Origin of the sequence: Streptomyces sp. NPDC003038, assembly GCF_040611115.1 — a bacterium.
Classification (GTDB): domain Bacteria; phylum Actinomycetota; class Actinomycetes; order Streptomycetales; family Streptomycetaceae; genus Streptomyces.
In genome coordinates this window covers 98437-118600 of sequence record NZ_JBEXNN010000003.1, presented here as the reverse complement: position 1 = coordinate 118600, position 20164 = coordinate 98437, and the positions used below count along the sequence as shown (strand labels likewise).

Below are 20164 nucleotides of genomic sequence, written 5' to 3'. Positions count from 1 at the left end.
TCTCGTCCTTCTCGTCGGTTTCTTCCACGTCGGCCGGGATCGCCGTGCGGGGCGATGGACGCGGTCACACCGACCGGTCGGCCGCCGCGCCGGCCAGCTCGTGCAGCGCGGAGCGCGCCTCCGCCGGCATCGGTACGGTGACCAGCGCGCCGGTGGCCCGGGCGATCCGCTCCCGGATCATGTCCTCGACTCCCTGCTTCGCCCCGCACCGCTCCATCAACTGCCGTACTGATTCCGCCTCTTCGGCGCCGAGCTCGGGATTTCCGACCAGCTTGGCCAGCAGCCGCCGGTCGTCCGGGTCGGCGGCCGCCACGGTGAGGGCGAGCAGGGCGGTGGGCTTGCCGTCCCGCAGGTCGTCCAGGTTGGACTTGCCGGTTCTGGCGGGGTCGCCGAAGGTTCCCAGCAGGTCGTCGCGCAGCTGGAAGGCCTCGCCGAGGGGGAGCCCGTAGGCGGAGAAGACGTCCAGCAGGGCGCGCGAGCCGCCGCCGAGGGTCGCCCCGAGGTGCAGTGGCCGCTCCACGGTGTACTTCGCGGTCTTGTAGCGGCACACCTCCAGCGACTCCGCCACGTGCGGCTCCCGGTTCGGCCCCGCGTCCGTGCGCAGCACCTCCAGGAACTCGCCCGCCATCGTCTCGCGCAGCAGCGTGGACCACAGTGGGACGGTCCTGGCGAGATAGGCACCCGGCAGCCCGCACGTGGTGAACACGTGGCCCGCGTAACCCATCAGCAGATCGCCGAGGATCATCGCGAGCGCGGTGGAGCGCCGGCCCGCCGAGGCGAAGGCGGCGTGGGCGGTGAGCTGCCCGTGCCGCATCGGGCTGTCGTCGATGATGTCGTCGTGGGTGCAGGCCGCCGCGTGCACGAGCTCCATCGCGGCCGCGGCCCGGATCACCCCCTCGCAGTCGGGCTGCCCGGCCGCGCGCCAACCCCAGTACAGGAACGCGGCCCTGATGCGCTTCCCGTGCGCGAGCGAGCGCCGTAACTGCTCGGACAGCGGCGAGAGTTCCGTGTTGAGGCCGAGCAGGGCCTGCTCCTCCTCGTCGGCCAGCCGGACCAGCACCTCGTCGATGCGCTCCTGGAAGCCGGTGTGGTCATGCACGGGGGCGGCCGGCCTTCTCCGCGGCCCGGCGGGCCATGGTCTCCAAGTAGTTCTCGGTGATACCGCCTTCGGGACCGGCGCCGGCCCGGCGAGTGGCGAGTTCCCCGCGCTTGCGCAGCTCCACCACCCCCTCCGTGAGCAGTTCCCGCAGGTCGGATCGGCGCATCAGGTCCTGCGCCCGGTCGGCGGTCTGCCGCAACTGGTCGAGGGCCAGATCGGCGGCCCCGGCGGCGAGGAGCGCCAGCAGCTCCAGCGTCGCGGCGGGGCTGCGGCCCCCGGCGGTCGATCCGGTGGCGGGCCCGGGGGCCGCGGGCTGTTCCGGCTCCGGTCGGTCCGGCCCGGGCCGTTCCTGCTCAGGCCGTTCCTGCGCAGGCCGCTCCTGCTCCGGGCGTTCTCGCTCAAGCCGTTCTCGCTCAAGCCGTTCTCGCTCAAGCCGTTCTTGATCGGTCTGGGACATGCTCGGTGCACTCCTGATGGCTTGATGCCGTCATGGCGTCGGCGTCATGGCGTCGGAAAGGGCGGCCGCCGGATCGCTCCGGCAGCCGCCCCTGATCGTTTCCGCGCCCAGTGAACCGACTGTCCGCCCTGCGGGAAGCATCGCCAGGCGACTTCTCCCTCGCACGGGTACCGAGATTCCCACGGGAGGGTGACGATCACCGTATGAAGTGATCGTCAACGCCCTTCGTCGTGTAGATCAGCCGGAGGTGGCCCCCGGGGACAAGGACAGGAACGCCGCGATCCCGACGGCCAGCGCGTACGGATCCCCGGCCGGCTCCTGCGGATGCCGGGTCGTGCGCCGGGCCCACTCCTCCTCGACGGTGTGCCAGTCGATCCCCCGCGGCGCGGTTCCCCCTGCCAGGGCCTCTTCCAGCGAAGCGAAGTAGAGCGCCCACCGCCGGGCGTACAGCTCCTCGATCAGGCCGCCCCATTCGCGGTTCGCGTAGTCGTGCAGGAAACCGCCCTCGCTGGTGCCACGGCGGCCCCATACGCTCAGGATCGAGCGGGCGTCGTACTCGTACCGGTCCCGCTCGGCCTCGTCGGCGCCCCAGGACCGGGCCGCACCGAGCCACTTCCCCAGCAGGAAGTTCGGATCGGAGCTGGTGACCGCCTCCAACTGCCGTTCCGCGCTGCGCCATTCGCCGGTCAGCTCGCGGAAGCGGGGGAGGTCCTTCGCCTCGTACGCCGCCTTGATCTTCGGCAGCAGCACCCGCGCGTGATTGGCGAGGGCCTGGCGTGCCGTGTCCACCAGGTCGAACCGGTAGGCACTGGAGCCGCGCAGCTGCGGATCCACCCGGAGCAGGTGGTCCAGGGCCCGGCGCACGGAATCGGCCGGGTAGCGCATGGACTTCGGGCTCCAGTACGCCGCTCCCGTCGCGGTCAGGCTCGGCCGGGCGGTGAAGAGGCTGTCCTGCGACTCGGACCACAGCCCCGAGGAGGTGCTGTACGGACCCTTGCGCAGCTCCTCCCAGGCCGCGGCGGCCTCGGCGTCGGGCTTGCCGTAGCGGCGGGCCGCGAAATCGGCGAACCACTTCCGCTGGTCGATCGGCCCGGGCTCCCACGCCAGGTCGGTGAAGAGGTCGAAGGCCGCCGGATTGGTCCCGGTGGCCTCCGGCAGGTAGGCGATGCCCCTCAGCACGCTGCCGTTCTTGGCGCGCCAGGCGCCGAAGCGGTCGATCCACACGGAGGTGTTCGCGCCGATCGTGGTGTGCCCGCCGAAGTTGTAGATGGTCCCCATGGCGTACGGGGTGCCACCCCAACGGGCCTCGCGGTCGAGACGGTTGTAGCGGTCCGACAGCCCGTCCAGGATCAGCAGCTTCGAGGTGTCCACCCCGGCCAGCAGTTCCTTGGTCGGATCGTCCTGCCAGCCCAGCACGGCCCACAGCGCGCCCGGGCGGGCGGCGTGCAGCGCCTTCTGGATGGCGCGGGCGGCCGAGCTGACATCGACCGTGCCGGTCTGACCGCCCTCGTGCAGCGGGCTCATCCGGTACATCGTGCTGTCCCCGAACACCGCGCGCTGCTCGGTGTAGTAGGCGGCGGCCAGTTTTCCGAACACCGGTGAGGCCGGGTCCAGCCAGTCCGGCCGGTCGAACCCCGCCCATTCGCCCTGGGGCACCGTCGTCGCCCCCGGGTTGCGTGCGGCGAACTCCGGGGGCACGGTGCCGAAGTAGCCGGGCAGCACCGGGGTCATGCCGAGGCCGCGCAGCTGCTCGGCGATCCGCCCGCCCAGCGCGGCCCGTTCCCGCATCAGCCGCTCGGAGACCGGGCCGCCGAAACCGCTCAGGTTCTGCAGCAGCCACCAGCTCTGGTGACCGGGGGCGGGGATCCACTTCCGCAGCTCCTCGGCGGAGTAGCCGAAGGCCTGGAGCGCGCGGTAGTACGGGTACTCGGTCCCGACCTGCACGAACACCTCGTTGACCCCGTGCAGGGCGAGCAGGTCGATCTGCCGCTGGTGCTCCTCGAAGGAGCGGTAGGGGCCCGAGTATCCGTCGTCGGTGTCGTTGAGCGCGTACCGGTGCGGGACGAGCGCGCTGCGGGTGACCGGGGCCGGGACGCCCGGCAGCTTGTCCGGCAGCATCCCGAGGCTGTCACCGGGCCAGCCGATGTCGGCCCCGGCGATGTGCTGGAGGTACCAGCCGACGCCCGTGAGCAGGGTGGCGCCGGTGCTCCCGCGCACCGTGATCGCGCCCGCCGTACCGGAGACGGTGAAGGTGTCGGCCCGGGCTGCCGGTTCGGGCACGAGCGTGAACTGCCCGGCGTGCCGTGGCAGCAGGCGCTTCAGGGAGGCCCGCGCGGCTGCGGGGTCGAAGGTGCGGGCGCGGGGTGCGGCCGCCCGTACGCCGTCCGGCTGTACGTCGGCCCGCGCGGGCGAGCCTGCTGCCGGGGCGGTCGCGCCCGGCGCCGACGCGGCGCAGATCAGGGTCAGCAGCGCGGCGGGAAGAGCCGCGAGGGTGACAGGACGGGGCAGCAGTCGGGGCAGAAGTCGGGGGAACGGCCGGGCAAGCGGGCGGGGGAGTGCGGGGCGGAGCGGCCGGCGCCTGCTTCGCGGCATCGAGTTCGTCATCCGTTCGCCGTCAGACCGGAAGGGACCAGGCCTGGTCGACCCGGTGGTCGCCACAGGCGATCAGCCGCAGCCGTTCGGCCGGTGCGTCCGGGGTCGCGGCCGCGGCGGGCGCCGTCAGGCACAGCCCGCTCGCCTTCTCGATCAGGGCGCCGTCGCGGCGGTGCGTCCAGCTCTGCCCCGTCTGGGGTGCGGGCGAGGCCGAACAACCCGCCAGCTCCACCCGGCCGTTCCTGCTCCCTGTCAGGCACTGACCGGCCAGGCGCAGGCTCGCGTCCTCGCCGAGGACCCAGCGCTGGTCGGGAGCCCCGGTACAGGTGGACATCACCACCGCGTCGACGCCCGTGGTGTTGGCGCCGTCGGCGCACTTGACGCCGTTGCCGGTGATCTGCCCGGTGGGCACGGCGTCGGCGCAGCCCTGCGGGGTGAGCCGCCAGACCGCCGTGTCGTGGGGGGCCAGCAGTCCCGTCAAGCTGCCGGTGACCGTGTGGCGTTCCCCGCTCCACAGGTCTTTCGCGCTGACCGTGCAGGAGGGCAGCCCGATCTCGGCGAGCGGTACGAAGATGTCCCGTGTGTTGCCCGAGCGGTTGAGCACGGCCACCGCCCGGTCGCCGTTCGCGAGCGGCCGGACCAGGATCTCGAAGGTGGCGTTGGAGGAGACCACCGCGCCCTGACGGCCCAGCGGATCCTGGTCCAGCTCGATCAGGTCGGTGTTGCCGAGGGCGGCGAGCCCGGCGGGGGTGAGCTCGGAGACCTCGGAGGAGAGGATGAACGGAGCCGCCATCATGGCCCACAGGGCGACCTGGCTGCGGCTCTCGGCCTCCGTGAGCCCCGGTGCGCCCGCGATGAGGAAGTCGGGGTCGTTCCAGTTGCCGGGGCCCGCGTACCGGCCGAGCCAGCGGTTGTAGCCGTAGTTGCCCATCACCGAGTTCCAGCGCGAGGTGGCGGGAGCGGCCGGCTTGTACACCTGGATGTCGCGGCCCTCGCGCCACAGCTGGCCGGTCTCGCCGACCCAGCCGAGCACCTTGTGCCAGTCGGGGCTGCCCCATTCACCCTGCTGGAAGTAGGCCGGCGCCGAGGCGGACAGCACCATGTCCCGGCCGCTGGCGCGCAGCGCCCGGGCGACGGCGTTGTACGCGTCCCGGTACGCCTGCTCCTTCGTCTTGCCCTCCGGCACCCACACGTTGCAGCCGTCCATCTTGACGTAGTCGACCTTCCAGGCGGCGAACTGCCGGGCGTCCTGCGCGTAGTGGTCCGCGCCGCCGCCCTCGGGGGCGCCACTGCCCGGGTACCGCTCGCAGGTGAGGTGGCCGGCGTCCTGGTAGATGCCGAACTTCAGGCCCTTGGCGTGCAGGTAGTCGCCGAGCCAGGCCATGCCGTGGGGGAACTTCTCCGTGTCGACCACCAGAGCGCCTTGCGCGTCGCGGCTCTTGGTCATCCAGCAGTCGTCCACGGTCACCGTGTCGTAGCCCTTGGCGGCGAGCCCGGTGGAGACGAGCGCGTCGGCGTTCGCGACGACCTTGGCCTCGTCGATGTCGCACATGTAGTGCGCCCAGTTGTTCCAGCCCATGGGAGGGGTGAGCGCGAGCGGGGTGTCCGAGGTCGCGGTCGGGTCGGCCGCCGCCGGGGCGGCGGGGGAGAGCGCGAGGGCGAGCAGGGCGGCCGCGGTCAGGCAGGGGAGCGAGGCGCGCAGGCGAGGCGGCACGGAGTCTCCTTGACGTGGGGGCGGGTGGACCGAGGGGGCGATCGTGCGCCCAGTGCAGCGGTGTGACTACCCGCTGTCAACATAAGTCGCCGGTTGTTGCTCAATGACCAGCAATATGGCCGCAGTCGATGTCATGCGAAGAAGTGATGCGACGTATGTGCCACCGTCTCTTACGGTGACTTTTACACTGGCTCTTACGGCGTCTGTTACGCTGTATCGCATGCCCCGAAGATCAGCCGCCCTGAACCGCGCGACGCCCGAGGCGATCGCCGTCACCGCCCTGCGGATCCTCGATGACGAAGGGCCGGGCGCGCTGAGCTTCCGCGCCCTCGCCGAGCGGCTCGACGTCTCCCACGCGACCGTTCAGCGCCGCTGCAACGACCTCGCCGGCCTGCTGGACCTGTGCACCGAGCACCTGGCCGCGCAACTGCCCGAGATCCCCGCCGGTACCGACTGGGCCGAGGCCACCGAGCGGCGGTTCGTCTCCCTCTACCTGCTCCTCACCGCCCACCCCGGACTGCTGATCCTGCGCGGCGGCCGGCCCTGGCTCGGCCGGCAGCTGCTCGCCCGGCTCGTCGAGCCCGCGCTCGCCGACGGTGTCGCCGCGGGGATGACCGCCGCCGAGGCGATGACCGCCTACCGCCGCATGTACCTGCTCACCCTCGGCAGCGCCGCCTTCGTCGACCACCGCGACCCGGCCGGAGTCACCGCCGCCTCGCGGGCGGCCCTGGCCGCACTGGATCCGGAGCGCTTTCCCGTGCTCTCCGGCGGACTGGCCGACGTACTGCCCCCCCTGACCGACCACGAGGTGTACTACGGGGCCCTGCGCCAGCTGATCGAGGCCGCCCGGCCCGCCGTCTGAAAGGCAGTCCGACCATGGAACAGCAGCTCGACCACGCCGCGGTGCGCGCGGCCGCCGACCGGATCGCCGGCGCGATACGGCCCGTCGCCGTAGCACCCGCCGCGGAAGGCGTCTGGTACGCGCTGGAGTACCTCCAGCACACCGGCTCCTTCAAGGCCCGCGGCGCCCGCAACTTCCTCGCCGCGCACCACCAGGCGGGCACCCTCCCGGCCGCCGGAGTCACCATCGCCTCCGGTGGCAACGCGGGCCTCGCCTGCGCCTGGGCGGCCCGCGCGCAGTCCGTGCCCGCGACCGTGTTCCTGCCCGCCACGGCCCCGCGCGTGAAGGTGGAACGGCTGCGGGGATACGGGGCCGAGGTGCGGCTCGTCGGCGACCGCTACGCCGAAGCCCTGGCCGCCTGCGAGGAGTTCGCGGCCGGCAGCGGGGCCCTGAGCAGCCACGCCTACGACCACCCGCTCATCGCGGCGGGTGCGGGGACCTTGCTTGAGGAGATCCGGGCGGCGCTGCCCGGGCTGGACGCCGTGGTCGTCGCCGTCGGCGGCGGCGGGCTGTTCGCCGGGATCGCCACCGCCGCGCGGGAGTACGGCGTAGAGGTGATCGCGGCCGAGCCGGAGAACTGCCGCGCCCTGAACGCGGCCCTGGAGGCCGGTCGTCTCGTGGACGTGGCCGTGGACTCGGTCGCCGCCGACTCCCTCGGGGCCACCCGGGTCTCGGCGGACGCGCTGGCCGCCGCGCGGGAGGAACACGTGCGCTCCGTCCTCGTCCCCGACGCGGCGATCACGGCCGCCCGCCGCGCGCTGTGGGAGGAGCACCGGATCGTGGTCGAGCCCGGCGCCGCCACCGCGCTGGCCGCACTTCGGAGTGCGCCGCGGCCGCTGGGCGCGCGGGTCGCCGTCGTCCTCTGCGGGGCCAACACGGACCCCGGTGACCTGGTGGCCCCCGCGGCCTGAAGGCCGCCCCGTCGGCACCCGGCCGCATCACGGACCGTCGTGTACAGAATCCTTGACATCATGTCCGGAGTGCTTGACACTCCAGAGTGTCGAATTTTCTTTACATGGGGAGCTGGAGTGGCACTCGAAGAGAAACGCGCCTGGATCATGATCGTGGTCACGGTCGTGTCGTACGCGACGTACCTGGCCGTCGTTCTCGGCCGGCCCGGTGACGCGCCACTCGCCCAGGAGCCCTACGTGTCCGCCTTGCTGTGGACGGTCGGCGCGTCGATCGCGGCATCGATCACGCTGCACATCGTCGCGGCGGCCCTCACGCCCGAGGACGCCCGGACCAAGGACCAGCGCGACCGCGAGATCGGCCGCTTCGGTGAGCACATCGGGCAGTCGTTCGTCGTAATCGGCGGGGTGGCCGGACTCGTCCTGGCGATGGCGGAGGCCGACCAGTTCTGGATCGCCAACGTGATCTATCTGGCCTTCGTCCTGTCGGCGATCCTCGGATCCACGGCGAAGCTCGTCGCTTACCGGCTGGGCTTCCACCCGTGGTGAAGCCGACGAGGGTCACCAACGCGATCCGGGCCCTGCGCTTCGCCCGCGGGGAGATGACGCAGGCCGAACTCGCCCGCCGCATCGGCGTGACCCGTCAGACCGTCATCGCCATCGAGCAGGGCCGCTATTCGCCCTCCTTGGAAAAGGCCTTCCAGATCGCCCATGTGTTCGGCGTGCCGCTCGACGCCGTGTTCCAGTACCCCGCGACCGAGGGAGACGACTCATGAAGGCCATGCTGCACGACACGTACGGACCGCCCTCCGTCCTACGGCTCGAAGAGATCGACCGGCCGGTCCCGGGCAGGGGTGAGGTGCTCGTACGGGTCCGCGCGGCGGCCGTCGACCAAGGGGTCTGGCACCTCATGGCGGGCATGCCGTACCTCATCCGCGCCGCGGGCTTCGGACTGCGGGCGCCCAAGGCGCGCGTACGGGGCATGGACGTCTCGGGGCAGGTGGAGGCCGTCGGCCCGGGCGTCACTCGCTTCCAGCCCGGTGACGAGGTGTACGGCAGCTGCGACGGGTCGTACGCCGAATACGCCTGCGCCAAGGAGGACAGACTCGCCCTGAAGCCGCGGAACCTGGACTTCGAGCAGGCGGCGGCCGTTCCGGTCTCCGCGTGCACCGCCCTCAAGGCCCTGCGCGACGCCGGACGGGTCAGGGCCGGGCAGACCGTGCTCGTCCTCGGGGCGTCGGGCGGCGTGGGCACGTACGCCGTGCAGCTCGCCAAGGCCTTCGGGGCCCACGTCACCGGCGTGTGCAGCACCGCCAAGACGGACCTGGTCCGCGCGATCGGCGCCGACGAGGTCCTCGACTACACGCGCGAGGACCCCACCAACGGAAGCCGCCGGTACGACCTCGTCATCGACATCGCGGGCAACCGGCCCCTGCCCCGGCTCCGCCGCGCCCTCACCGCCCGCGGGACTCTCGTCATCGTCGGCGGTGAGGGCGGCGGCCGGTGGATCGGTGGCAACGACCGTCAGTTGCGCGCGCTGCTGCTGTCACCGTTCGTCGCCCAACGGCTGTGCGGGCTCGCCTCCGTGGAACGCCACGCCGATCTCCAGACCCTCGCGGAACTCATCGAGGCCGGCTCGGTGACACCCGTCGTGGACCGGACGTACGCACTGGCGGAGGTCCCCGACGCGATCCGCTACCTGAGGGAAGGCCACGCACGGGGCAAGCTCGTCGTCCGGATCTGATGCGACGGCAGGTGATGCACCAGGTGGCCGCTCTCGGGTCCGGGCGGTCGTCTCAGCCCTTGTCGACCTTGATGACGACGGTGCTGCACACCTTGTCGGCGAAGGTCTGCTTCTTCTCGTCCCACAGCGGCCACAGCCAGCCGATGTAGCAGGGCAGGCCGTCGAGGATGTGGGCCAGCTTGCGGACCAGCGCCATGCCGAAGCCGAGCGTGCTGCCGTCGGCCTCCCGGCGCAGGCTGATGCCGAGGACCTTCTTGCCGGTCGACTGGCCGGTCTTGCCCTCCTTGTAGAGCTGGAAGACGGCCATCGCGATGGCGTACAGCACGCCGATGATGAAGAGGAACCCGGGCTCGTCCGGATTGTCGCTGGTGGCGAGGTCGATGAAGCCCAGCGCGTACATCGGGCCGGCGATGATCAGGAAGTCCAGCAGGTACGCGCCCACGCGCTGGCCCCAGTGCGCCAGCGGCGGCAGTCCGGCGCCGGGCATGCCCGGCATCCCCGGCATGCCGCCCTGCATGCCCGCCGGCGGGTACGCGCCGTACGGCGGCGGCGCCTGCTGCGGATAGCCGTACTGCGGGGGCACACCCTGCGGCGCCTGCTGCGGGTAGCCCGGCTGGCCTTGCGGGGGCTGCTGGCCGTACGGGTTGTTCGGGTCGCCGAAGCTCATGGCGAAATCTCTCCAGGGATGGAACGGGGACGAAGCGGGACGACGCGGAGTGGAGGCGCAGGGCTCTGAGCGGTTTGCCCCCGTGCTGCCGCGATCTTGCAAGCCCTCATCGTGTTCGGAACATCGGCTGCTGTCCAATTCACGCCGTCGGACGCCGGTCCGGCGCCTCACACGAACCGTTCTGATGATCTTGAATGGCCGCGGTCGGCCGGGGTGGAGGCCAGAGGGCGGAGGGGTCCCGTGAAGAGGGGTAAAGCGGTTTGGCGGCATGGCCGGTAAAGCGCATTAGTGCGAGTCTTCGCGAACCGTCGATAAGAAGTCAATCCCCTGACGTCGAGCCAGCTTCGTTATCGAATCGATACCACCGTCGACCGGCTTTGTACTTAAGCGCATCAGTCCAGGCCAGTTGGGGTGTCATGAGTCCATCTACGCGTGTGCGCAAGCCGGTTGAAGCATTCGTGACCGACGCCCCACCGGCCACCGGGACCTACGGCTCATTGACGTGATCTGCATTTCGGACGACCGTGGTCACCGCCCTCCGGCAATGCGGCCGGACTTCTGCAGAGGCGGCGACGATGACTCGTTGGAACCTGACCCGTATTGCCGTCACCGTGCTGGCGGCCGGCACTCTCCTCTCCGTCTCGGCCTGCGGGATGAGCGGTGGTGCCGGGGACGTGAAGGAGGCGGAGAGGACGGGCAAGGTGGCCGGAGATATCACGTTCCGCACGCTTCAGCTGAAGCCCACGTTCACGGCTTATGTGCAGGGGGTCATCGACGCGTTCGAGGACAAGTACCCGGAGGTCAAGGTGAAATGGGAGGATATTCCGGGCGACGGCTACAACGAGAAACTCGTCGCCGACGCCCAGGCGGGGGCCCTCCCCGACGTCGTCAACCTCTCCACCGACTCCTTCCAGCTCCTCGGCGACCGCGGCATGCTCGCCGACGTCGCCAAGCTCGACGGTGCCATGGCCGAGGAGTACGTGCCCGGCGCCTGGGAGCAGTTCAAGCTCGCGGGCAAGGGTGACGGCGTGTACGCGTACCCCTGGTACGTGACCCCGGAGATCCTCACCTACAACAAGGAGCTCTTCGAGAAGGCCGGTCTGGATCCGGCCAAGCCGCCGACCAGCGTCGAGCAGTTCTTCGACTACGCCGAGCAGATCGCCGCCACGTCCGGCGGCCAGTACTCCGCCTTCATGGCCGACCCCAAAGGCAGGCTGCCCGGGGACTGGCAGAAGATGGGCATCCCGATCCTGAACGACAAGCGGGACCGGTTCACCTTCGACACCGACAAGGCCGTCGAGTGGGTCGAGCGGATGAAGGACTTGTACGCCAAGGGCGCCATGCCCAAGGAGTCCCTCCTCAAGTCCGATGACATCAACCAGCTCTACGGCGGCAGCAAGATCGTCTTCGGTCCCGGTTCCCCCGGCTTCGTGAAGGACGTCAAGCAGAACGCCCCGCAGGTCTACGCCCGCACCCAGGTCGCGGGCGCCGTCACCGGGAAACTCGGCCACATAGGCATCTACGCCCAGTCGCTCGGCATCAAGAAGGACACCAAGCACCTGGACGCGGCGACCGAGTTCGCCAAGTGGGTCACCAACGGTCCCAACCAGGTGGAGTTCTCCAAGAAGGCCACCATCTACCCGTCCAACGCCGCGGGCCTCGCCGACCCGTACTTCTCGGACAGAGGCGACGGGAAGGACGCGGAGACCGTCGCCCGCGCGGTCGGCGCCGAGCAGCTGAGGACCGCGGCCCTCGACGCCAACACCCCCGTCCAGTGGACCAACCAGGTCGGCGACGCCGTCGTACGGGAGATGCAGAAGGCCATCAAGGGTGAGCAGGATCCCCGGACGGCGGTGAAGAAGGCCGAGGAGGAGGCCAACAAACTGCTCGCCCACGCGGTCCAGAAGTGACCGCCGACAGCTTGAGGGAAGCACGGGACGCACAACGGGCCGGCCACCGGGCCGGCCGGGCTCAGCGGGTGAAGCGGGCCGGCCGGCCGCAGCGGGCCGAGCAGGCCAAGCAGGCGAGGCAGGGCAGGCGGGCGAAGCAGGCCATGGAGGCCGATACGGGACTGCGCCACCGCAAGTGGTGGACCCCCTACCTCTTCCTCGCTCCGGGCCTGGTGATGGTCATGCTGTTCAGCCTCTGGCCCTTCGTCAACACCGTGATCCTCTCCTTCACCGACTCCCGGATCCTGCGCGGCGGCACCTTCGTCGGCTTCGACAACTACAGCCGCGCCTTCGCGGATTCCGACTTCTGGGTCGCGACCGGCAACAGCGTGCTGTACCTCGTGGTCGTCGTACCGTGTCTGGTCCTCATGCCGCTGGCCCTGGCCGTCCTCGTACAGACCAAGATCCCCGGCATCGGGTTCTTCCGCTCCGCCTTCTACACCCCGGTGATCGCCTCCGCCGTGGTCGTCGGCCTCATCTGGCAGTGGGTGCTGCGCAGCGACGGCGTCGTCAACACCGTCTTCCAGAAACTGAGCATCATCTCCGAGCCGATCCCGTTCCTGACCGACAGCACCATGCTGCTGGTCTCCGCGATGATCGTGACCGTGTGGAAGGGCCTCGGCTACTACATGGTCTTCTACCTGGCGGCCCTCGGGAACGTGCCGGCCTCCCTCTACGAGGCGGCCGCGATCGACGGTGCCGGCCCCGTCCGCCGCTTCTTCAGCATCACCGTCCCCCAGGTCAAGCCGATGATGCTGCTCGTCGGCACCCTTTCGGCCATCTCCGCACTCCGCGTCTTCACCGAGATCTACATCCTCGGCGGCGAGAGCGGAGGCCCCGGCGGCGGCGCGCGCACCCTGCCCTTCCTCATCCGGCAGGCCGGCCTCGGCTTCTCCGGCGAAACCGGTTACGCCTCCGCCATCTCCATCCTGCTGTTCCTCCTGACGCTGGTGTTCAGCCTGCTGGGCCACCGCCTTTCGAAGGGAGACGAGGGGTGAGCACCCCGTCCTCCTCCCCCGGGAGCAAGGCGAACGGGAGCGCCGGCGCCGACCGCAGGCGGTACTGGATCGGCCTGGCCGGCCGGTACACCACGCTCGTCCTGATGCTCGTCGTCATGCTGGGCCCGATCGTCTGGCAGTTCCTGACCTCGATCCGGGGCCGCACCGAGAACGTGTACGACGGCGTGCTGCCCTCACAGCCGACCCTCGACAACTACGTCCGGGTCGCGGAGTCCTTCCCGCTGCTCCAGTACGTCGGCAACACCCTGATCGTGGCGGCCCTCGCCATCACCTCGAACATGCTGTTCGCGGCCATGGGCGGGTACGCCCTCTCCCGGGCCGCCTGGAAGGGCCGCAAGGCCGTCTTCACCGTGCTGGTGGCGACCCTGATGTTCCCCTTCGAATCCGTGATGATCTCGATGTTCCTCACGGTCCGCGAGATGGGTCTGGTCGACACCCTCATCGGTGTCTGGCTCCCCGGCGCGGTCTCCGTCCTCAACGTCATGATCATGCGGGCGGCGTTCCTCGCCGTACCCCGGGAGGTGGAGGAGGCGGCCGTCCTCGACGGCGCGGGCGAATGGACCCGCTTCACCCGCGTCTTCCTCCCCGCCGCCAAAGGCGCCCTGGCCGTCGTCTGCATCACCAGCTTCATGGGCGCCTGGGACGACTTCCTCTGGCCTCTGCTGGTTCTCACCGACAGCGACAACTACACCCTGCAGCTCGGCCTGAAGTCCCTGGCCGGCGCCACCACCGTCAACGACCAGCGGCTCATCGCCGCCGGTGCGATGGCCGCGCTCATCCCGATGATGCTCCTCTTCTTCGCCCTCCAGCGTTTCTTCTTCACGGGAGTGGGCGAGGGAGCCGTCAAGACCTGAGCCACGTGCCGCACCCTTGCTCCGCCACCCCTCCGCCCATCCGCGTACCGCACCTCTCGATCCCGCCTCTCGACCTCGCCTCTCCTGGAGCAGCCGTCATGCACGATGACCGCAGCATCGCCGAACACCGCCTCCGCCGGGTCCTCAAGGAGCGCATCAAGCCCGCCGTCCACTCCCGCCACGTCCCGCTGACCATCGAGCGGTGGGAGGCCCCGGGCGAGCCCGTTCCCGTCTCCGAGGGCCTCGCCGCGGTCTACGAACCCTGTGCGATCGGCGACGCCTGGGGGCCCGCCTGGGGCACCACCTGGTTCAAGGTCACCGGCGCCGTCCCGGCCGACTGGGCGGGCCGTACGGTGGAGGCCGTGCTCGACCTCGGCTTCGACCGGATGATGCCCGGATTCCAGTGCGAGGGCCTGGTCCACCGGGCCGACGGCGGCGAGATCAAGGCGCTGAACCCGTACAACGACTGGGTGCGCGTCGCCGACCGCGCCGAGGGCGGCGAGCGCGTCGAGTGGTACGTCGAGGCCGCGTCCAACCCGGTCCTGGTCGACCACTCGGCCACGTACGAGGGCGACCGGCAGACCAGCGGCGACGGGCCCCTCTACCGGCTCGCCCGGATGGACCTCACCGTCTTCGAGACCGAGGTCTGGGAGCTCGTCCAGGACCTCGAAGTCCTCCACGACCTCATGACCCAGCTCGACGGGGCCGACGCCCGGCGGTACGAGATCCTGCGCGCCGTCGACGCGTCGCTCGACGCGGTGGACCTCGGCGATGTCCCCGGCACGGCGGCCGCCGCCCGAGCCTGTCTCACCGGTGTGCTCGCCGCCCCCGCCAACGCCTCCGCGCACCGGATCAGCGCGGTCGGGCACGCCCACATCGACTCCGCGTGGCTGTGGCCGCTGCGCGAGACGGTGCGCAAGGTCTCCCGTACCTCGTCCAACATGGTCCACCTCATGGACGAGCACCCCGAGTTCGTCTTCGCCATGTCGCAGGCGCAGCAGCTCGACTGGATCAAGACCTACCGGCCGGAGCTCTTCGAGCGGATCAAGAAGAAGGTCGCGGACGGGCAGTTCGTGCCGGTCGGCGGCATGTGGGTGGAGTCCGACACCAACATGGTCGGCGGCGAGGCGATGGCCCGCCAGTTCCTCTACGGCAAGAAGTTCTTCCTGGACGAGTTCGGCATCGAGACCCGCAACGTCTGGCTGCCCGACTCCTTCGGCTACACCGCCGCGATGCCGCAGATCGTCAAGCTCTCCGGCTCCAAGTGGTTCCTGACCCAGAAGATCTCCTGGTCCCAGGTCAACAAGTTCCCCCACCACACCTTCTGGTGGGAGGGCATCGACGGCACCCGCGTCTTCACGCACTTTCCGCCCGTCGACACCTACAACTCCGACCTCGGCGGCGCCCAGCTGGCACACGCCGCCCGCAACTACCGCGAGAAGGGCCGTGGTTCCCGCTCGCTCGTCCCCTTCGGCTGGGGCGACGGCGGTGGCGGCCCCACCCGCGAACAGCTCGCCTGGGCAGCGCGCCAGCGGGACCTCGAAGGCTCCCCGCGGGTCGAGATCGAGCGGCCGGACGCCTTCTTCGAGCAGGCCCACGCCGAGTACGAGGACGCGCCCGTCTGGGCCGGCGAGCTCTACCTGGAGCTGCACCGCGGCACCTACACCTCCCAGGCCAAGACCAAGCAGGGCAACCGACGCAGCGAGTCGCTGCTGCGCGAGGCGGAACTGTGGGCGGCCACCGCGGCGGTGAGGGTGCCGGGGTACGCGTACCCGTACGAGGACCTGGAGCGGATCTGGAAGACGGTGCTGCTGCACCAGTTCCACGACATCCTGCCGGGTTCGTCCATCGCCTGGGTCCACCGCGAGGCGCGCGCGACGTACGGATCCGTACGCGAAGAGCTGCGGGGGATCACCCTCGCCGCGCAGCGCGCGCTGGCGGGGGAGGGCGCCGAGGAGCTGGTCTTCAACTGCGCCCCGCACGCCCGGCGCGGCGTCCCGGCCGGCGGCGCGGGGCGGCCGGACGCCGCCGGGCAGCCGGTCACGCTGGAGGAGCGGAGCGGCGGCGGGCACACCCTGGCCAACGGGCGGCTGCGGGTGGTGATCGACGGCCGCGGGCTGATCGTCTCCGCGTACGACCTGGAGGCGGGCCGCGAGTCCGTCGCGCCGGGCGCGGCGGCCAACCTGCTCCAGATCCACCCGGACTTCCCGAACATGTGGGACGCCTGGGACATCGACGCGTTCTACCGCAACAAGGTCACGGATCTGGTGGACCTGGACGCGATGGAGGTCACCGAGAGCGGCCCGGACGCGGTGACCGTGCGCGTGACGCGCTCCTTCGGCGGCTCCAAGGCCGTCCAGCGCGTCACCCTGCGGGCGGGTGCCAAGAGGGTCGACATCGTCACGGACGTGGACTGGCACGAGACGGAGAAGTTCCTCAAGGCCGCCTTCCCGCTGGACGTCAAGGCCGAACGAACCGCGTCGGAGACGCAGTTCGGGCACGTGTACCGGGCCACGCACACCAACACCTCCTGGGAAGCCGCCAAGTTCGAGATCTGCGCCCACCGCTGGATCCACGCGGAGGAGCCCGGCTGGGGTGTGGCGCTGCTCAACGACTCCACGTACGGGCACGACGTGACCCGCGACATGCGGGCCGACGGCGGCCAGACCACCACGGTCCGGCTCTCCCTCCTGCGGGCCCCGCGCTACCCGGACCCGGAGACCGACCAGGGGGCGCACACGCTGCGCTTCTCGCTCGCGCCCGGCGCCGGGATCGGGGACGCGGTCCGCGAGGGCCACGGGCTGAACCTGCCCGAGCGCACCCTGAGCGGCGCGGGCCCCGTCGCCCCGCTGGTCGCCGTGGACAACGACGCGGTGGTCGTCGAGGCGGTCAAACTCGCCGAAGACCGCAGCGGCGATGTGATCGTCCGCCTCTACGAGTCCCGCGGCGGGCGCGCCACGGCCACCCTGGCCGCGAGCTTCCCGCTCCCCGCCGTGGTCGAGAGCGACCTGCTGGAGCGTCCCCTGGAGGGCGCCGCCGTCGCCGCTCCGACCCCGGCCGGCACGGCCGCCCTCACGCTGCGCCCCTTCCAGATCGTCACGGTCCGCCTCCGCCGGGGCTGACGGGTCGGCCCGTGGCCGTTCCGGCAGGGCGCGGCGGTGACCGCGGCGGTGACCGCCGTTTTCGCGATCGGGCTCGAAGGGGCCCGTGCACAGCCCGCCGCCCCGGGCCGTGCGGCGTGAACTCCGCCACAGGGCCGGCGGCGCCGGGCCCGTGGGGAAGGGATTCCGTGCCCGGAGTGCCGCCCGCCCGGTTTTGCACTTAGTTGCAAAACCGGGCGGGCCTCGCTAGAACAGGTTCATCACCCGCCGTGCGAGGAGGCCGCCCCCGATGAGTCCGCAGAGTCCGCAGAGTTCCCAGAGCCGGTACCCGCACCTGCTGAGCCCCCTGGACCTCGGCTTCACCACGCTGCCGAACCGCGTGATCATGGGATCGATGCACACCGGCCTCGAAGAGCACGAGCGCGGCTTCGAGCGCCTGGCCGCCTTCTACGCCGAGCGCGCCCGCGGCGGCGCCGGCCTCATCGTCACCGGCGGCATCGCCCCCAACGACCAGGGCCGTCCCTTCGAGGGCGGCTCCCGCCTCACCACCGAGGAGGAGGCCGCCGAGCACCGGGTGATCACCGACGCCGTGCACGCCGAGGGCGGGAAGATCGCGATGCAGATCCTCCACTTCGGCCGCTACGCCTATCACAAGGACCTCGTCGCCCCCAGCGCCCTCCAGGCACCCATCAGCCCCTTCGTCCCCCACGAGCTCACCGACATCGAGGTCGAGCGGACCATCGAGGACTTCGTCCGCGCCGCCCGCCTCGCGAAGCTCGCCGGCTACGACGGCGTCGAGATCATGGGCTCCGAGGGCTACCTCATCAACGAGTTCATCGCCGCCGCCACCAACCGGCGCACCGACCGCTGGGGCGGGGCGTACGAGAACCGCGTGCGCTTCCCGCTGGAGATCGTGCGGCGCACCCGCGCGGCCGTCGGCGAGAACTTCATCCTCGTCTACCGCCTCTCCATGCTCGACCTGATCCCCGGCGGCTCCACCCTCGACGAGGTCGTCCGCCTCGCCAAAGAGATCGAGGCGGCCGGCGCCACCATCATCAACACGGGCATCGGCTGGCACGAGGCGCGCATCCCCACCATCGCCACCTCCGTCCCGCGCGGCGCGTACACCTGGGTCACGAAGCGGCTGATGGGCGCGGTGTCCGTTCCCCTCGTCACCAGCAACCGGATCAACACTCCGGAGATCGCCGAGGAGGTGCTCGCCGACGGGCGCGCCGACCTCGTGTCGCTGGCCCGCCCCTTCCTGGCCGACGCCGACTTCGTCGCCAAGGCCGCGGCCGGCCGATCCGAGACCATCAACACCTGCATCGGCTGCAACCAGGCCTGCCTCGACCACACCTTCAGCGGCAAGATCACCAGCTGCCTGGTCAACCCGCGCGCCTGCCACGAGACCGAACTCGTCCTGTCTCCCACGCAGCTGAAGAAGCGCGTCGCCGTCGTCGGCGCCGGCCCGGCCGGACTCGCCTGCGCCGTCTCCGCCGCCGGCCGCGGTCACGCCGTCACCCTCTTCGAGGCCTCCGGCCACATCGGCGGCCAGCTCGACATCGCCCGCCGCATCCCGGGCAAGGAGGAGTTCGAGGAGACCATCCGCTACTACGGCAACCGGCTCGTGGAAAGCGGCGTGGAGGTCCGCCTGAACACCCGCGCGGACGTGGAGGCCCTGAGCGGCTACGACGAGGTCGTCATCGCCACCGGAGTCACCCCCCGCACCCCCGACATCGACGGCGTGGACCACGCCAAGGTCGTCAGCTACCTCGACGTCCTGCGCGACGGCGCCCCCGTCGGTGAGCGCGTCGCCGTCGTCGGCGCCGGCGGTATCGGCTTCGACGTCGCCGAGTTCCTCACCGACAGCGGCGAAGGCGCCTCCCAGGACCCCGCCGTCTACTTCCGCCACTGGGGCGTGGACACCGCGTACGCCGGGCCCGGCGGACTCACCGCCCCCAGCCGCCCGGCGCCGCCGCGCCAGGTCCACCTGCTCCAGCGCAAGGCCACCAAGGTCGGCGGCGGCCTCGGCACCACCACCGGCTGGATCCACCGCGCGGAGCTCAAGCACCGCGGCGTCGTCTCCGTCGCCGGGGCCGCGTACGACCGCATCGACGACGAGGGCCTGCACATCACCGTCGACGGCGAGAAGCGGCTCGTGCCCGCCGACACGGTGGTGCTCTGCACCGGCCAGGAGCCGCGCCGCGACCTGTACGAGGCGCTGCGCGCCGCCGGCGTCGAGGCGCACCTGATCGGCGGCGCCGATGTGGCGGCCGAACTCGACGCCAAGCGGGCCATCCGCCAGGGCACCGAACTGGCCGCCGGCCTCTGACCGAAGATCCCGACGGGTCAATGGAGTTGTGGCGGTCCGGGCCGGGCCGCCACAATCTTCGGGTGACGCTCACACCGGCAGACGCAGACAAGATCCTCGCCGACCACTTCGCCCCCTGGGTGCTGGCCCTCGGCCTGACCGTCCAGGAGACGGGCGAGCGGCACGCCGTGTTGCGGCTGCCCTGGTCCGGCGAGCTGGCCCGGGACGGCGGCGGCCTGTGCGGGCAGGCCTTGATGGCGGCCGCCGACACCGCCACCGTCATCGCGATCTCCGCGGCGCGCGGCGGCTACGGACCGATGACCACCGTCCAGCAGTCGGCGAGCTTCCAGCGGCCGGTGGTGGGCGCGGACGTACTGATCCGCGTACAGGTCACCAAACTCGGCAAGCGCATGGCCTTCGCGGACATCACGCTGACCCCCGAGGGCGCGGACGAGCCGGCCGCCACGGCCTCCACCGTCTACGCCCTGCTGGGCTGAGAGCGGGTGGCGGGCCATCGCCCTGACCACCTGCTCGGCCGGGTCACCTCGGCCTTCTGGACCGTGCACAACGCGTCGGGCCCCGTGGGCGCGGCCGCGCTCACGGTCCTGGCCGCCCGGCACGGCGTACCGGCGGTCAGCGTGGCCGCCGGGGCCTTCTGCCTGCTGATCCTCGGGGCCGGTCTGCTGACCCCGCTGCGGGCGGCGGGGGCCGGGGCTCCGGGACGGAGCGGGCCCGGGAGCCCTGAGGCAGGCGAGCCGGCGGGCGGCGCGGATCCGTTGTCGGTGACCCGGTAGGCGAACGCGGCCCCCGACGGCACGACCCGGGCACCGTCCAGATGACGCGGACGG

Annotated in this window: 17 protein-coding genes; 12 read left to right on the top strand and 5 right to left on the bottom strand. The window is 71.2% G+C overall.

From position 1 onward, the window contains the following. Window positions 1-64: 64 nt before the first annotated feature. From ABZX75_RS05460 to ABZX75_RS05445, 4 genes are all read right to left on the bottom strand, one after another. On the bottom strand, window positions 65-1099 hold the full coding sequence (locus ABZX75_RS05460) for a polyprenyl synthetase family protein (RefSeq protein WP_355408108.1): 1035 nt from the start codon (window positions 1097-1099) through the stop codon (window positions 65-67). Next, on the bottom strand, window positions 1092-1556 hold the full coding sequence (locus tag ABZX75_RS05455) for a hypothetical protein (RefSeq protein WP_355408106.1): 465 nt from the start codon (window positions 1554-1556) through the stop codon (window positions 1092-1094). The genes ABZX75_RS05460 and ABZX75_RS05455 overlap by 8 nt, the downstream gene beginning before the upstream one ends. 237 nt (window positions 1557-1793) lie before the next feature. Continuing rightward, window positions 1794-4148 (bottom strand): alpha-N-acetylglucosaminidase, encoded by a 2355-nt coding sequence (locus ABZX75_RS05450; RefSeq protein ID WP_355408104.1) that lies wholly within the window; start codon window positions 4146-4148, stop codon window positions 1794-1796. Between the two features lie 22 nt (window positions 4149-4170). After that, window positions 4171-5862: an alpha-galactosidase gene (locus tag ABZX75_RS05445; protein ID WP_355408102.1), complete on the bottom strand. Its 1692-nt coding sequence runs from the start codon at window positions 5860-5862 to the stop codon at window positions 4171-4173. 220 nt (window positions 5863-6082) lie between these two features. Between ABZX75_RS05445 and ABZX75_RS05440 the strand changes: the two genes are divergently transcribed. From ABZX75_RS05440 to ABZX75_RS05420, 5 genes are all read left to right on the top strand, one after another. Continuing rightward, the gene (locus ABZX75_RS05440) at window positions 6083-6724 is read left to right on the top strand and encodes a TetR/AcrR family transcriptional regulator (protein WP_355408100.1); all 642 of its coding nucleotides are present in this window, start codon (window positions 6083-6085) and stop codon (window positions 6722-6724) included. Between the two features lie 14 nt (window positions 6725-6738). Further along, the gene (locus ABZX75_RS05435) at window positions 6739-7674 is read left to right on the top strand and encodes a serine/threonine dehydratase (protein ID WP_355408098.1); all 936 of its coding nucleotides are present in this window, start codon (window positions 6739-6741) and stop codon (window positions 7672-7674) included. Between the two features lie 117 nt (window positions 7675-7791). Further along, on the top strand, window positions 7792-8220 hold the full coding sequence (locus ABZX75_RS05430; protein ID WP_355408096.1) for a hypothetical protein: 429 nt from the start codon (window positions 7792-7794) through the stop codon (window positions 8218-8220). Beyond that, window positions 8214-8447 (top strand): helix-turn-helix transcriptional regulator, encoded by a 234-nt coding sequence (locus tag ABZX75_RS05425; RefSeq protein ID WP_355408094.1) that lies wholly within the window; start codon window positions 8214-8216, stop codon window positions 8445-8447. The genes ABZX75_RS05430 and ABZX75_RS05425 overlap by 7 nt, the downstream gene beginning before the upstream one ends. Continuing rightward, the gene (locus ABZX75_RS05420) at window positions 8444-9415 is read left to right on the top strand and encodes an NAD(P)-dependent alcohol dehydrogenase (RefSeq protein WP_355408092.1); all 972 of its coding nucleotides are present in this window, start codon (window positions 8444-8446) and stop codon (window positions 9413-9415) included. The genes ABZX75_RS05425 and ABZX75_RS05420 overlap by 4 nt, the downstream gene beginning before the upstream one ends. A 52-nt stretch (window positions 9416-9467) precedes the next feature. Here ABZX75_RS05420 and ABZX75_RS05415 read toward each other — a convergent pair whose 3' ends face one another. Next, window positions 9468-10082: an RDD family protein gene (locus ABZX75_RS05415; protein ID WP_355408090.1), complete on the bottom strand. Its 615-nt coding sequence runs from the start codon at window positions 10080-10082 to the stop codon at window positions 9468-9470. A 575-nt stretch (window positions 10083-10657) separates the two neighbouring features. Between ABZX75_RS05415 and ABZX75_RS05410 the strand changes: the two genes are divergently transcribed. From ABZX75_RS05410 to ABZX75_RS05380, 7 genes are all read left to right on the top strand, one after another. After that, a complete protein-coding gene (locus ABZX75_RS05410) occupies window positions 10658-11992 on the top strand; it encodes a sugar ABC transporter substrate-binding protein (RefSeq protein WP_355408088.1) in 1335 nt (444 codons plus the stop codon). Between the two features lie 143 nt (window positions 11993-12135). Next, window positions 12136-13029, top strand: coding sequence for a sugar ABC transporter permease (locus ABZX75_RS05405; protein ID WP_355408492.1), 894 nt, complete (start codon window positions 12136-12138; stop codon window positions 13027-13029). Next, entirely contained in the window at window positions 13026-13904 is an 879-nt protein-coding gene (locus tag ABZX75_RS05400; RefSeq protein ID WP_355408086.1) for a carbohydrate ABC transporter permease, read from the top strand. The genes ABZX75_RS05405 and ABZX75_RS05400 overlap by 4 nt, the downstream gene beginning before the upstream one ends. 98 nt (window positions 13905-14002) lie before the next feature. Beyond that, window positions 14003-17026, top strand: coding sequence for a glycoside hydrolase family 38 C-terminal domain-containing protein (locus ABZX75_RS05395; RefSeq protein WP_355408084.1), 3024 nt, complete (start codon window positions 14003-14005; stop codon window positions 17024-17026). Between the two features lie 268 nt (window positions 17027-17294). Beyond that, on the top strand, window positions 17295-19337 hold the full coding sequence (locus ABZX75_RS05390; protein ID WP_355408082.1) for an NADPH-dependent 2,4-dienoyl-CoA reductase: 2043 nt from the start codon (window positions 17295-17297) through the stop codon (window positions 19335-19337). Window positions 19338-19399: 62 nt separating this feature from the next. Continuing rightward, window positions 19400-19813, top strand: a complete 414-nt coding sequence (locus tag ABZX75_RS05385; RefSeq protein ID WP_355408080.1) for a PaaI family thioesterase — start codon at window positions 19400-19402, stop codon at window positions 19811-19813. 6 nt (window positions 19814-19819) lie between these two features. Continuing rightward, window positions 19820-20110, top strand: coding sequence for a hypothetical protein (locus ABZX75_RS05380; RefSeq protein ID WP_355408078.1), 291 nt, complete (start codon window positions 19820-19822; stop codon window positions 20108-20110). The last annotated feature ends 54 nt before the right edge of the window (window positions 20111-20164 follow it).

Excerpts from the sequence above, each read along its gene's own strand:
- ABZX75_RS05455 (WP_355408106.1), bottom strand. The coding sequence starts at position 1,556 with ATGTCCCAGACCGATCAAGAACGGCTTGAGCGAGAACGGCTTGAGCGA.
- ABZX75_RS05450 (WP_355408104.1), bottom strand. The coding sequence starts at position 4,148 with ATGCCGCGAAGCAGGCGCCGGCCGCTCCGCCCCGCACTCCCCCGCCCG.
- ABZX75_RS05440 (WP_355408100.1), top strand. The coding sequence starts at position 6,083 with ATGCCCCGAAGATCAGCCGCCCTGAACCGCGCGACGCCCGAGGCGATC.
- ABZX75_RS05435 (WP_355408098.1), top strand. The coding sequence starts at position 6,739 with ATGGAACAGCAGCTCGACCACGCCGCGGTGCGCGCGGCCGCCGACCGG.
- ABZX75_RS05420 (WP_355408092.1), top strand. The coding sequence starts at position 8,444 with ATGAAGGCCATGCTGCACGACACGTACGGACCGCCCTCCGTCCTACGG.
- ABZX75_RS05415 (WP_355408090.1), bottom strand. The coding sequence starts at position 10,082 with ATGAGCTTCGGCGACCCGAACAACCCGTACGGCCAGCAGCCCCCGCAA.
- ABZX75_RS05410 (WP_355408088.1), top strand. The coding sequence starts at position 10,658 with ATGACTCGTTGGAACCTGACCCGTATTGCCGTCACCGTGCTGGCGGCC.
- ABZX75_RS05405 (WP_355408492.1), top strand. The coding sequence starts at position 12,136 with ATGGAGGCCGATACGGGACTGCGCCACCGCAAGTGGTGGACCCCCTAC.
- ABZX75_RS05395 (WP_355408084.1), top strand. The coding sequence starts at position 14,003 with ATGCACGATGACCGCAGCATCGCCGAACACCGCCTCCGCCGGGTCCTC.
- ABZX75_RS05390 (WP_355408082.1), top strand. The coding sequence starts at position 17,295 with ATGAGTCCGCAGAGTCCGCAGAGTTCCCAGAGCCGGTACCCGCACCTG.